This window comes from Pseudoalteromonas espejiana DSM 9414, assembly GCF_002221525.1.
GTDB classification, from domain to species: Bacteria; Pseudomonadota; Gammaproteobacteria; order Enterobacterales; family Alteromonadaceae; genus Pseudoalteromonas; species Pseudoalteromonas espejiana.
The window spans coordinates 2,286,321-2,300,145 of the sequence record NZ_CP011028.1 but is presented as its reverse complement, the minus strand read 5'-3'; the positions used below and the strand labels follow the sequence as shown (position 1 = coordinate 2,300,145).

Below are 13,825 nucleotides of genomic sequence, written 5' to 3'. Positions count from 1 at the left end.
AACAGCAACCATTGGTTATTCACTGTTACATTGCCATTTAAAAACCACTGCCACACAGTAAAAATAACTTGATAGGCCAATATACAGTTTAAAAAAGTGAATAGTTTTAACTTAAATCTAGCGTGTTTAAATTTACTAAATCCTATAAGTAAAAAGCTAATCGTTAAGGCTAACCAGCCGGCAACATAGCAAACATTCATCATCGTATTTTGCATTTATAATACTCCACACCTATACCTTGGCCATCACTAAGCATGCGCCATAATAAGTTCTTTAGCATTCGCTTTTGCTGTTTTACTTACGTTATCGCCACCTAATAAGCGTGCAATTTCATTAATACGGCCATCTTTATTAAGGCTCAGCATTTGTGTAAAGGTTTCGCCTTGCGCTATCTCTTTGGCTACAAAAAACTGCTGGTGTGCACTGCTGGCAACTTGAGGTAAATGGGTCACACAAATTACCTGTGTTGATTTACCTAGTTGGCGTAATAATTTACCCACAGCCGATGCAGTAGGGCCTGATATACCCACATCTACTTCGTCAAAAATAAGGGTAGGTGTCGTTACCTTTTGAGCAATAATAACCTGTATGGCAAGGCTTATACGCGAGAGCTCACCGCCCGATGCTACTTTGGCTAAAGGCTGTAATGGTTGCCCTGGGTTTGTAGACACTAAAAATGAAACGCTATCGAAGCCTAAGGCATTAGGAGTACGTTCAACCTCCTGGCTTAACTCAATTTCAAATACGCCATTTTCCATTGATAAATTAGCCATGCTGTCACTAATTAGGTTATTAAGTGTATTAGCGTATTTATGGCGGCTTTCACTTAACTGTTCGCTGGCATGTTGGTATGCAACAAGTGCATTTTCAATTTCATCACCAAGCTGCTCTAAACGAGAGCTGTTATAACTTATTGACTCAAGCTCTTGTGTTAAGCCTTGGTGAAACTCAGCAAGCTGCTGCGGTTTTATATGGTGCTTACGGGCTAAGTCCATAGCACCGCTTAGACGTGTTTCTACTTCGGTTAAACGTGCAGGATCTAAATCGGCTTGTTCGGCATAGTTTCGTACTTCACGGCTTGCTTCTTCAACTTGTACTGCTGCTTCATCAAGTAATGCTGCAACACTTGCTAGGCTTTCATCAAAGTGTGCAAGTTCAGCAAACTGTTGAGCACTGTGTTGAAGCATTGAACAGGCGTTTTGTTCATCACCCTCGTAAAGGTGCTGAAGTTCGCGTTGGCAGGCTTCAATAATAGTTTGGCTGTTACTTAATTTATAATGTTCAGCTTCAATTTGCTCAAACTCACCGTCTTGTAGGGCAAATTCGTCTAATTCGGCAACTTGGTATTCGAGTAGTTGTTTTTGAGCTGCTTGTTGTAGTTGCTGTTGCTCAAGTTGTTTAAACTCTTTTTGTAGGTTTGCATATAGCTTAAAGCTTTGGCTAACCGCTTTTACAAGTTGGTTATGTCCTGCGTATGCATCAAGCAGTTGTAATTGATGCTCTGCTTTTAAAAGGTGTTGATGAGCGTGTTGCCCATGAATAGAAATTAAATACTGGCCAAGCTCTTTGAGCTGCGAAGCGGTAACGGAGCTTCCGTTAATATAGCTTTTGCTACGCCCATTTTTGCATACCACACGTCTTAGTAAGCATTCGTTATCGTTGCTATTTAACATGTGTTGATCTAAAAAAGCTTTCGCTAGTGGAAGGGCAGTTAAGTCAAATTGTGCGCATACTTCAGCTTTGTCTGTGCCGGGGCGAACCGCAGAGGCTTCTGCGCGTTCGCCTAAACAAAGTGATAGGGCATCAATAGCAATTGATTTACCAGCGCCTGTTTCGCCAGTAATAGCGGTCATACCGCCATGCCATTCGGTGCTTAAGTTACTTACAATTGCAAAATTTTTAATTTCTAAACCAATTAACATACTGTTTATCCATCCAGTGAATTAACTGTTAATTTATACAGTGTTTTGGTTTTTTGCAAATTATTTTTTATTTTTTAAGCAACACTTACATCTCGTGAAAACTGTGCGCTTTGATCTGCACTGATAGTTTGTAAGCTATCGTCAGTGTTTTCAGTGCCTGTGGTGGAGTCTTGTGGTGTTTGCGTTTTAATTTGTACAATTAACGACGGCAATATTTCGTTATAAAATGCTTTGTTATAAAGTATGCCTTGTTGCGGTAATTCTGAAACAAAGTACTGTATATTATCCTGTAAAGGTTGGCTTTGCTCAGTTTGAACTGCTTTAGCAAGTTCGCTCGAAAGGGTACTTACTAAGTCATCGCTTAAGTCTTCAAGGTGTTGGAGGTTATCGTCGGTGTGGGCTTGCACTACAAAAAAATTAGTCACAATTGCCTGAATTTGAGCTACATATTTAGGTCTAATTATTTTGGCTTCTAATAGTGTATTTAACTTAGCTTTAAGGCGTGAGCTTACTTGGGAAACACGCTCGTTAAATTGCTTTTTTTTAGCTTCAATTGCTTTTTTTCTATTGTTTTCAACCCTAATATAAGCACCTAATAGAGTGATAAGTAATAACAAAGCAAAGATAACAACATAAGTCATTGCTAGATATTCCTAATTTATAGTTAATTATTTTTCGCTTAGTATTTTGCGCTAAAGCACTACGCTTGGCAATAAAATTAGTATAAACGACTGCCCCAATTCAATTTAGTACGTAAAACGTTGTAGTAAGAATAGTTTTTAGGGTGTATTAAGCGTAATTTTTTATCCGCTTTTTTAATAACCACTTCATCACCTGGCAATACAGCTAAAACAACGTGGCTATCGCAACTTACTTGTAGGCTGTCGGTATTTTCTAGGCTCAATTTTAGTCTTACCTCGTTATCGGCATCGACCACTAAAGGGCGGCTCGACAATGTATGAGGAAACATAGGCACTAACGATATGGCATTTAGCTCAGGCGTTAAAATAGGGCCACCGCCAGAGAGAGAATACGCTGTAGAGCCAGTGGGCGTGGATACAATAATTCCATCTGAGCGCTGTGAAAATACAAAGTCATTATTTATAAATGCTTCAAACTCTATCATGTGCGCTACTTTATCGGCGTGAAGCACTGCTTCGTTTACAGCAGAATTAGCACTTTTAAGCTCATTATGACGGTACACTTCTACTTCTAATAAAAAGCGTTGTTCTTCTAGGTATTCACCACTTAACACCTGCTCTAAGCTACCTTCAAAACCCTCGGGGTTTAAGTCAGTTAAAAAGCCTAAGTTACCCCTGTTTACGCCAATAACGGCTACATCAAAGCGTGCAAGTACACGGGCTGCCCCTAACATATTGCCATCGCCACCAACTACAATAGCCAGATCCGCTTGCTCACCTAAGGTTACTAAATCAACTTTATTGTTTTTAGGTACGTCAGATAATTGCCCACCGGTGCGCTTTTCTACAATAACGCTAAAGCCAAGTGCCGACAAAAACGTATGCAAGCGCTCTAAAGTGGCCGCAGCTTTTGGGTGGTTAGGTTTACCTATAAGGCCTATCGTTTTAAATGGAGAGTGCATAAGGGCTGCAATAAAAGTAATAATATTTGTAGGGTAACTCAAAATAGAAGTGTTTGAAAACACAGAATTAGCAATATGATAATGATTCAATTAAAGCGCTTATATAGCGTTATAAGCTCAGCGATTAATGCCCGCTAATCAAGTTTTAACTTAGCTTTGATTTTCTATCGAAATACCCACCTGTATAGAATACCACCAAAGGTGGTTTTATTATTTACAATACAACTAAACGAGGAGACATAAAGTATGTTTTGGTCTTGAATTTACTCGAACCGCCCCGATATCTCTTTCATGCAACAAGATGTAGATAACATGAATATAAACCCGCGAGATCAACAAATTTTTTCAGCTGTAATGAGTCTTTACTGTAATGGTGAAGGGTTACCGGTTCCATCAACAAAAATTGCCAAGCAAAAAGGCATGGCGGTTTGTTCTGCGACCGTACGTAATGCGATGGCGCGTCTTGAAAAAGTAGGCTTATTATATTCGCCGCATACATCGGCTGGACGAGTACCCACAAACCAGGGGTTTGATTATTGGTTTGACGAGTTTTTTCCATTGGCCGACATTGCTAATTATTGGCAACCAGAGCAAGCGCAATTAGTTGAACTAGCCCACGGACTTAGTCAAAAATACCAAGTGTGTTGCTGCGTGGGGTTGCCACAAGCAAGCTCACAGCAAGTGTTTAGAGTAGAAGTGCTTGATTTTGACTCTAATGATTGGCTTGTTTTGTTAATAGACAGAGCAGGGCAAAGCCACAACATTTGCATTAATAAGCCCGATGACTCATCAGATGCTGTGCGCTATCAATTTGCTACATGGTTAAACACGGTGTTTAGCCAGCAAACCTTAATGGAAGGCCTATACAGAATGCAGGCGATGGCAAATACAGCACCACGTAATTGTCATGACTCGCTCACTCAATGGACTCGTCAGCTAAGCCAAAAGCTTGGCTCTGATAACAGCATTGTGGTGGGTGAAAACTACTTATATAAAAAAGTAGACTGTGAGCAAAGCCTAAATATTGGTGTTTCTTTTTTAAATTTTGTTGAAGATAAACTCGCATTTAAAAACGGAGTCTCGGTGCTTAACACCGAAAATCTGCCGTTTACAGAGTGTAATGAGCTAATTGTTATAAGCGTGCCGTACTTTCAAAACCAAGAATATCAAAGCCGCTTTTGTATAATTTGCCCTAAATCAGCGCAAATTGAACAATTAATCCAAGAATTTAAATTATTAGAGCCATCTAACTCTTGAATCTTTTTATTCAATCCCCATAATTACCGCAGTTGTAAAGAATTGGAGCACGTATTTTATGTCTGAGCAGACACAAAACCCAGAGCAAGAAGTAGAACTAAACGAAGAAGTAGCTCAAATGGAAGCTGACGTTGAAGCAGCGGTAGAAGCTGCAGAGCAACACGAAGCGGATCAAGAGCAAAGCCCTGAAGCTGAAATTGCGATGCTTTACGCAGAGCTTGAAGCTGCTAAGCAAACAATTGCTGATCAAAAAGATGGCGTTGTACGCGCCGCTGCAGATGTAGACAACATTCGTCGTCGTGCTGCACAAGATGTAGAAAAAGCACACAAGTTTGCACTTGAAAAATTTGCTAACGAATTACTACCTGTTATTGATAACCTAGAGCGCGCTATTGAGTTTTCTGATAAAGAAAACGAAACATTAAAGCCGTTACTTGAAGGTATTGATATGACGGTTAAGAGCTTTAACGATGCCGTTGCTAAATTTGGCGTTGAAATTGTAAACCCACAAGGTGAGCAATTTAACCCTGATTTCCATCAAGCAATGTCTATTCAGCCAAGTAACGATGTATCACCAAATACAGTACTTGCTGTTATGCAAAAAGGTTACACATTGAATGGTCGTTTATTACGCCCTGCAATGGTAATGGTTTCTAAAGCAGCAGATGTTTAATTAACAGCTTATTTTAAAAAATGCCTCACAATGAGGCATTTTTTTTGTCTTTTTTATAGTGAATTACTTGCACTAGCATAGTAAGTAAAACCGCAGAAAACATTAAGCTCGAAAACGGAACAGAGCTTTCAGCATGCATTAGCGCAAGTAGTGGCCCAACTAATGCGCCACTACCAAAACGTAGCGTGCCAATAACAGCCGTCGCTGTGCCGGTGTTTTTTTCAAACTTCATCAGTATTAACGAGTCGGCATTACTTGCAGTGATCCCTAAGCTCATCATTAATGGCGCGATAGCAGCCACAATATAATATAAAGAGAGATGTAATAAGCTAAAGGTTAATAACGAAAGCCCCGATATAAACCCGCATGTAAGCCCTATATAAAGCATTTTACGCGAGCCAAGCTTTGGTACTATGCGAGTATTTAAAAAATTACCAAACATAAGTGCCATTACATTAAAGGCAAACAAAATACCAAATAACTGCTCAGAGACATTATATAAATCTAAATATATAAACGGTACTGAGGTTAAAAAACAAAAAAAGCCAAACGATACAAACATAGAGCTTAAAATATCTGCACGGGCATCTTTATTACTGAGCACGGTTTTATAGCTATCAAAAAACAGAGCGAGCCCTTTTTTCTCATTAGTGTGAATGGGGATATCAATTAAGTACACTTGTACAAACGCAAGAATTAAAAAGCTGTAAGCTGCTAATACTAAAAATATGGTAGACCAAACAGAAAACCCTAAAATAAAAGAGCCCACAGAGGGCGCAACCAATGGGGCAACCATCATGATCATAGACACATACGACATACCTTTAGCGGTATTTTGCTGGTAAATATGCCTTATTATGCCTGGCACAACCACAGTGGCAGCTGCACCTGTAAATGCTTGCACTGCTCTTAAGGCCCAAAAGGTGTGTATTTCTGTAGTAAATGCCAAAGCCACAGAACTTAAACCAAACAAAGTTAAGCCAATACGGGCGAGTTTTCTGCGGCCAATTTGGTCAGCTATAGGGCCAAAAAACAACATGCCTAATGAGTAACCCGCTAAGTAAATACTTAACGAAATTTGTACATTTGGCATATTCGTTTGTAAATCGTTCGCAATTACCAACATGGCAGGTAAATACATGTCTATTGCTAATGGCGTAATTGCCACAATACTGGCTAATAACGGTAATAATATTCGGGTATTAAAAGACGAGGCAGAGGCGTCCATGTAGTAGCTCAACAATCACAAAATCAAGGTTTATAGTGTAACAGGGCAATGCGTGTGTATAAACTTAGTTTGCCTGCTAAGTTAATTTTTTATCTTAAAATAAAACCCTCAGCATTAAAGAGCAAAGATTCTAAACTGGCACTGTGTTTGCTATTCTACTAACAATAAAAAATAATGACTTGAGAGAAACACCATGAAAAAACTAGTACTTGCTGTATTAGCTACCGCGGTTTTAGCTGGCTGTAAAACATCGCCAACAGGGCGTACACAAATTGCACTTTACTCAGACCAACAAATGAGTGAAATGGGCACAGCGAGTTTTGCACAAATGAAAGAGTCTCAGCCAATAAATAAAGATGCTAAAACTAATTCTTATGTAAATTGTATTGCCGAAAAAGTCGTGGCGGTATTACCACAAGAATATGCGTCGCAAAATTGGGAAGTGGTAGTATTTGAAGATGAGTCAGCTAATGCATTTGCGCTGCCTGGTGGTTACATTGGTGTACACACTGGCTTATTAAAAATAGCGACGAATCAAGATCAATTAGCCACGGTACTTGGTCACGAAGTAGGGCATGTAATAGCAGAGCATTCAAATGAGCGTGTTTCGCAAAGCTCTATTTTAAGTACGGGTATGCAATTAGGCAGTGCCGCACTTGAAATGGGTAACGTACAGTACCGTAACGAAATAATGCAAGGCTTAGGGTTAGGCGCGCAATATGGTGTGGTGTTACCTTTTAGCCGCTCACATGAATCTGAAGCCGATGAAATAGGTTTAGATTTAATGGCGCAAGCAGGCTTTAACCCACAAGAGTCGGTAACGCTTTGGCAAAATATGAGCGCGGCAGGCAGCGGTGCAACCCCTGAGTTTTTATCTACCCACCCAGCACCTAGTAACCGCATTAAAAATTTACAAGCGCAAATGAGCAAAGCACTTAGTGAGCAAAGCACGGCTAAATCTCAAGGCAAAAACCCGCAGTGCACACTGTAGTTATGTGTTTTATTAGTTAAAGTTGTACACGTTTAGTATTAATACATAATTAATATAAAACCCCTGTAAGTATTTTACCTACAGGGGTTTTGTTTTATTTTTTAAGCGTGGTTACTCAGCAGCAAGTGCTTGTTTAAATACTGTTTTAAAGCGTTCAAAGTCTTCTACTTGAGGTAAATGCCCTAAGTTATCAAGCTCATATAATTTAGCATTAGGGATAAGTGATGCGGCATTTTTGCCTAACTTATCGTAACGGCCAAGCTCATAATCAACACCGTCTTTTTTCCAATTTCGCCCTGGTCCTGTTCTATCGCGAGTGCCAATAATTAACTTAACGGGTACGGTAAAGTCTTTAAATTCTGTAATTACCGGTTGGGTAAAAATCATATCGTACGTTTTAGCATTAACCCATGCTATTTGTTCTTTATCTGGGCCTTGTATTTGCCCGGTTATAAAGTCTGTAAGGGATGAATATGTGGCGTTCCACTTTCCATCATAATAGTTTTTTTGCTGGTATTTTTTTACGCCTTCGGGTGTTTTAGCAAGCTCATTTTTATAAAAGAAGTTGGTGTCTTTGTAATCTACATATTGTAGGTAGTTTTCAAGCCCTATAGGGTTAAGCAAAATTAGTTTAGTGGTTGTATTTGGATACATTAATGCAAAACGACTCGCCAGCATACCGCCCATAGAGTGGCCAACTACAATGGTTTGTTTTAAGTTAAGAGAGTCAATTAACGCATGTGTATGATGGGCAAGCGCAGCAAAAGAATACTGATAGTTAGTGGGTTTAGAGGATTTACCAAAGCCAATTTGATCAGGAATTAACACGCCAAAGCCAAGTGATTGTAGGTACTTAGCAGTAGTCGTCCAATAATCGGAATTAAAGTTTTTGCCGTGCATAAGTGTTACTGTGGGCATATTTTCTTTAGTTGGCTTTAAATGAATATACGCCATTTTAAGAGACTGCTTTTGTGACTCAATATTAAAGTAATTTACTTTAAAGTCGTACTGGTAACTGCTTAAAAGTGCATCGTAAGATAGAGATTTTGTGTTTACTTCACTACTTGCAAACGTATTATTCGTTAATGCTAACAATGCAGAAAAGCACATAACTTTAATTGGCGACATTTTTTACTCCTTTAAAGGACAAGCGCTAGGCTTAAAAGAAGTACGACAATAACTAAGTATTGAAAGGGGTTCAATTAAATACTTTTCATGGCATAAAAAAACGGAGCGCTTTAAAGGGCTCCGTCTATTTATTTTTAACTGTAAGCGGCTACTTAAAATGTCCACTCTACATGTATTTGTGGTACCGATTCAGTAACGTCTGTACCTAGCTTGTTGTGCCAGTATTGAAGCTCCATACCAAGTAGCAGAGTGTTTTCTTTCATTTCTAGGGCATGGCCCATATCCCATACTAAAATAGGCTGAGCAAGTATCCACGCTTCTACATCGTTACCAAATTCGTCTTCACGTTCAGCAATATATTCGGCGTGGCCTTTAAAGCTAAATTTTTGTGAGCCAACAGTAAATGGGTATTCAAAGGCCACATCAAACATCCAGCTGTTTGTTTCAATAGGTGCGCCGCCTTTAGCAACACCTTCACTGTCATCAATGTAAGCTGTTACTAGCGTTTGAAAAAAGTTAAATTCAGGTACATCCCAGCTTAATTTTACACCAGGCAGATACTTCATCATTTTTGCATCGCCAGCTACGTTAATACCGCCGGTAAGGCCAACATCTAATAACGCGCCTGCGCCAATTTTTTCACCGCTAATGGCCGATAAGCTTACCGTAGAATACCATTCGCCGTAAAAATCGCTATCTTGATAGCCGTCAGTTGTATCGTCTTTACTGTAATCGATAAAAAAGAAGTTATCGCCGTAATCATAACCCGAGGCATGTTGAATAGAGTAAACAGTGGTATCTGACTCTTGCTCAGTGAATGGGTTTTTTTGATCGCCATTATTAATATGTAATGCTGTGCTGCTCCAATTAGAGGCGAAAGCAGAAGATGATAAAGCAATGGATGTAAGGGTAACGAGGGGAAGTAATTTTTTAAATTTCATAATCTATTTTTAACTATAATTTTAGTGACACGCGAAAGCGCGCATTATAGCAAAAGTGATTGATAAGTAGAGTATTATTTTTAACATATGTTGCAGCCTAATTGTTAAGCTGCAACATAATAACGGTGATTAGATTATGCTTTATTACGGCGCAGACAAATAACCGCAATGGCAGTAAAGGCTAAAATAAAGCAGTAGTAAGACGACGTTGATACTTCCCACGGGCTAATTTTAAATGTGGCCCCCAGTAGTAATGCTTGTGCGCCATAAGGTAATGAACCTTGAGTAACACAAGCAAATATATCGAGTAAGCTTGCAGAGCGCTTACCACTTATTTCGCCATCATCAGCAAGCTTTTTAGCAATAGGGCCTGCAACAATAATAGAAACAGTATTATTAGCTATACACACATTGCTAGTTAAAACTAAAGCTGCAATACCGAGTTGGTCAGCCACCTTACGGTGCCATTTAGCAATTACCTTAGTAATGGCTTGAATTTTTTGGGCCAGAAAATCAAGGCCGCCGTTAATACGAATAAACTCAGATAAGCCACCAATAAACATTGAAAGTAAAAATATTTCCTGCATATCAGTAAAGCCTTTGTAAATGTCTTTTACAAAGCTTGCGCCTTCGTAGCTGCCGGTAAAGCCCATTAGCGCAGCAAATACAATGCCGCTAAACAGCACCACAAAAACGTTCATACCCGCAACCGCGAGTATTAAAATAAAGGCATAAGGGAGTACTAATAAAAGGTCAAAATCTTTGGTTTCTACAGCTTGTGGCGCAGGTGTTAAATATAATAGTAAGGCAATAGTTAATATAGCGGCAGGCACTGCAATTTTAAGGTTTTCTTTAAATTTATCTTTCATTTCACAGCCTTGCGTACGTGTAGCTGCAATAGTGGTATCAGAAATAATAGATAAGTTATCGCCAAACATAGCGCCAGATACAATAGTACCGGCCATTAAGGCAGGGTCTATACCTGTTTTAATAGATACCGCATAAGCAATTGGGCCTATAGCACCAATAGTACCCATCGAGGTACCCATCGCTGTAGAGACAACCGCAGCAATTAAAAACAAACCTGGTAATAATAGTGATGGCGGAATAAGCGATAAACCAGCATTAACAACCGCATCAACACCACCTGTTGCACTTGCTACGGCCGAAAACGCACCTGCAAGTAAGTATATTAAACACATGGTAATAATGTTGTTGTGCCCAGCACCTTTAATAAAGGTTTCTACACATTGGTTTACCGTGCCTTTATTTAAAATAAACGCAAGCATAATGGCTGGCAAAATAGCAACAGGGGCGGGTAGTTGGTAAAAAGCGTAATCAACCCCTTGCGATTGCAAGTATAAACCTGAGCCTAAAAAAAGTGCTACAAAGGTAAGAAGGGGAAGTAAAGAAAGTATTGCTTTGTTTTTGTTAAATGATGGCTGCATCATATTCCTCGTAACCAGTTAGTATAACCACAGCCAAAACTCCTCTTTTAGCTGAATTTAGTAGATCAACACTTATAAAGTAAAGACCACAGCGCCCGCAAGCCAAAGACCAAATCGACGCGAAAGAGAAGTTTAAATGTATAGATGGCTAAAGTAAACTAGTATTGTTATTATTATTTAATTAAGGGCTTACCTGACTATTGCATGACTTTTAGATAATATCTACCGCAGTGCGACTATCGGCGGTTATTATTTATGCAATATATAAATAAGCCTTTATGAGTTAACGCAACAACAGATCCAAATAAATTAGATTAAGGCAATAACAATGAATCGAATAGGTGTTTTTGGTGCTAACGGCAGAATGGGTTTGGCCTTATTAGAAGCCGCGACAATTAAAGAACAAACACAACTTGGTGGTGCGTATGTACGTAGCAGCTCATCGTTATTGGGTATTAATGTAAACCAAGTAAATAGTGCCGCCGACAAAGCAATTAGCTTTAGCGACGAAAATAATGTAGCGGATGTAGACGTACTCATTGATTTTACACTTCCTGCTGGTATGCGTAATCACCTTAAAACAGCGGTAGATAATAAACTGCCTATGGTTATAGGCACTACAGGTTTAACGACCGATGACATGGCATTATTACAAAATGCTGCTAAACATATTCCTATTGTTTTTGCGCGTAACTACAGTGTTGGAGTAAATGTACTGCTTAATTTAGTGCAAACTGCGGCAACAAAGTTTGGTGATGACCTCGATATAGAAATATTTGAAGCACACCACCGTCATAAAATAGATGCGCCATCGGGTACTGCTTTAGCTATTGGTGAGTCAATCGCACAGGCTAAAGGGTGGGATCATGACGAAGTGGCTGTATACGACCGTAGCCAAGTAGAGAGTGCAAAATCACAAAATGAAATTGGCTATTCAGTGTTAAGAGGTGGTGACATAGTAGGTGAACACACCGCTTATTTCGCAACTATGGGAGAAAGGCTCGAATTAACTCACAAAGCAAGTTCGAGAATGACCTTCGCACTAGGAGCTATAAGGGCTGCGCAGTGGTTACAAAATAAACCAGCAGGACTTTATGATATGCAAGATGTGCTAGATTTGAAGTAGTTTAGTTACTTTTTTAGCTGTTTGGGTCTAAATTCACCTAAAGTGACTTATTTGTAGCATTTATCCAAATAAGGTTAGACCTAAATAGTATCTTCATGTAGAATGCAGCCAATTTGCCAAAAATTACTAAATGCGTGTTTCCAATTATACCCTAGTGGCTAGTAAAACCAGGGGTTTCAGTGGGAATGATAAGAGTTTTAGGCAAGAAAAAATGATTGAAGGTTTAGCGTTTTATATCGGCATCATTTAAGACTGCGTAAAACAATTATAAGCTCACAAAAAATCTGGTTTTGACGATCCCTCTGGGTATTGGCGGGGTGTTAAGCAAATGCTTACTCCCGTTTTTTACTGTTAGGAGGTTTAACTTGACTAAATCCGCTCTGTTAGTCCTAGAAGACGGCACAGTGTTTCGCGGTACTGCAATCGGCGCTGACGGCATGTCAGTCGGTGAAGTAGTATTCAATACGTCTATGACTGGTTATCAAGAAATTTTGACTGATCCATCATACGCGGAACAAATCGTAACTTTGACGTACCCACATATCGGCAATACGGGTACCAACAGCGAAGACGAAGAAGCGAATCAAATTTGGGCTAAAGGCCTAGTGATCCGTGATTTGCCACTGCTAGCAAGTAACTTTCGTAACGAGCAATCGTTAGATGATTACTTAAAACAACGTAATATTTTAGGTATTGCGGACATCGACACCAGAAAGCTTACCCGTATTTTGCGCGACAAAGGCGCACAAAATGGCTGTATTATTGCTGGTGACGAATTAGACGAAAACAAAGCGTTACAAGCCGCGCAAGCCTTCCCGGGTTTAAAAGGTATGGATTTAGCAAAAGTTGTCTCAACCAAGGAAAATTTTGAGTGGCGCGAATCAAGCTGGATATTAGGTCAAGGCTTTAAAACCCTTGATGCTGCTGATGAAAAGTTTCATGTAGTTGCCTACGACTTCGGTGTTAAACGTAATATCTTACGTATGCTAGTGGATCGCGGTTGTAAATTAACCGTAGTACCAGCACAAACCTCAGCAGCCGATGTACTTGCATTAAACCCTGATGGTATCTTCCTATCAAATGGCCCTGGCGATCCTGAGCCATGTACATACGCCATTGATGCAATTAAAACCTTTTTAGAAACCGACACGCCTATTTTTGGTATCTGTTTAGGTCATCAGTTATTAGCCCTTGCCTCAGGTGCTAAAACCGCAAAAATGAAGTTTGGCCACCACGGTGGTAACCACCCAGTAAAAGACTTAGACCGCGACGTAGTAATGATCACCGCACAAAACCATGGTTTTGCCGCAGATGAAGCAACACTACCAAGTAACTTACGTGCTACGCACAAATCGTTATTTGACGGCACGCTTCAAGGTATTCATCGTACAGATAAGCCAGCGTTTAGCTTTCAGGGTCACCCAGAAGCAAGCCCGGGCCCGCACGATGCAGCCCCATTATTTGACCACTTCATCGACCTGATGCAAGCGCGTAACAACTAATTTAAC

12 protein-coding genes are annotated in these 13,825 nt (G+C 39.7%); 5 read left to right on the top strand and 7 right to left on the bottom strand.

The genetic code is table 11. The features are described from left to right. Window positions 1-248: 248 nt before the first annotated feature. The 3 genes from recN to nadK form a co-directional block, all read right to left on the bottom strand. Entirely contained in the window at window positions 249-1,922 is a 1,674-nt protein-coding gene (gene recN / locus PESP_RS10435) for a DNA repair protein RecN (RefSeq protein WP_089347981.1), read from the bottom strand. Between the two features lie 74 nt (window positions 1,923-1,996). Beyond that, a complete protein-coding gene (locus PESP_RS10430; protein WP_089347980.1) occupies window positions 1,997-2,563 on the bottom strand; it encodes a hypothetical protein in 567 nt (188 codons plus the stop codon). Between the two features lie 77 nt (window positions 2,564-2,640). Continuing rightward, window positions 2,641-3,525 carry an NAD(+) kinase gene (nadK, locus tag PESP_RS10425; RefSeq protein ID WP_089349146.1) on the bottom strand — a complete coding sequence of 295 codons (885 nt, stop codon included), beginning with the start codon at window positions 3,523-3,525 and terminating at the stop codon, window positions 2,641-2,643. Window positions 3,526-3,816: 291 nt separating this feature from the next. Between nadK and PESP_RS10420 the strand changes: the two genes are divergently transcribed. Both PESP_RS10420 and grpE read left to right on the top strand, forming a co-directional pair. Next, on the top strand, window positions 3,817-4,782 hold the full coding sequence (locus PESP_RS10420) for an HrcA family transcriptional regulator (protein ID WP_089347979.1): 966 nt from the start codon (window positions 3,817-3,819) through the stop codon (window positions 4,780-4,782). 58 nt (window positions 4,783-4,840) lie between these two features. Then, window positions 4,841-5,455 carry a nucleotide exchange factor GrpE gene (gene grpE, locus PESP_RS10415; protein ID WP_089347978.1) on the top strand — a complete coding sequence of 205 codons (615 nt, stop codon included), beginning with the start codon at window positions 4,841-4,843 and terminating at the stop codon, window positions 5,453-5,455. 25 nt (window positions 5,456-5,480) lie between these two features. Here the strand turns inward: grpE and PESP_RS10410 are convergent, their stop codons facing one another. Next, window positions 5,481-6,683, bottom strand: a complete 1,203-nt coding sequence (locus PESP_RS10410) for a Bcr/CflA family efflux MFS transporter (RefSeq protein ID WP_089347977.1) — start codon at window positions 6,681-6,683, stop codon at window positions 5,481-5,483. A 193-nt stretch (window positions 6,684-6,876) separates the two neighbouring features. On the opposite strand from PESP_RS10410, the gene PESP_RS10405 reads away from it, so the two are divergent. Beyond that, window positions 6,877-7,674 (top strand): M48 family metallopeptidase, encoded by a 798-nt coding sequence (locus tag PESP_RS10405; RefSeq protein ID WP_089347976.1) that lies wholly within the window; start codon window positions 6,877-6,879, stop codon window positions 7,672-7,674. 111 nt (window positions 7,675-7,785) lie between these two features. Here PESP_RS10405 and PESP_RS10400 read toward each other — a convergent pair whose 3' ends face one another. From PESP_RS10400 to PESP_RS10390, 3 genes are all read right to left on the bottom strand, one after another. Continuing rightward, entirely contained in the window at window positions 7,786-8,802 is a 1,017-nt protein-coding gene (locus PESP_RS10400; RefSeq protein WP_089347975.1) for an alpha/beta fold hydrolase, read from the bottom strand. A gap of 152 nt (window positions 8,803-8,954) precedes the next feature. Beyond that, window positions 8,955-9,743 (bottom strand): nucleoside-binding protein, encoded by a 789-nt coding sequence (locus PESP_RS10395; RefSeq protein ID WP_089347974.1) that lies wholly within the window; start codon window positions 9,741-9,743, stop codon window positions 8,955-8,957. A 134-nt stretch (window positions 9,744-9,877) separates the two neighbouring features. Continuing rightward, the gene (locus PESP_RS10390) at window positions 9,878-11,191 is read right to left on the bottom strand and encodes a Na+/H+ antiporter NhaC family protein (protein ID WP_089347973.1); all 1,314 of its coding nucleotides are present in this window, start codon (window positions 11,189-11,191) and stop codon (window positions 9,878-9,880) included. Window positions 11,192-11,519: 328 nt separating this feature from the next. On the opposite strand from PESP_RS10390, the gene dapB reads away from it, so the two are divergent. Beyond that, a complete protein-coding gene (gene dapB, locus PESP_RS10385) occupies window positions 11,520-12,317 on the top strand; it encodes a 4-hydroxy-tetrahydrodipicolinate reductase (RefSeq protein WP_089347972.1) in 798 nt (265 codons plus the stop codon). A gap of 365 nt (window positions 12,318-12,682) precedes the next feature. Further along, complete coding sequence (gene carA / locus PESP_RS10380) at window positions 12,683-13,819, top strand: glutamine-hydrolyzing carbamoyl-phosphate synthase small subunit (protein WP_089347971.1); 1,137 nt, start codon at window positions 12,683-12,685, stop codon at window positions 13,817-13,819. Window positions 13,820-13,825 lie beyond the last annotated feature (6 nt).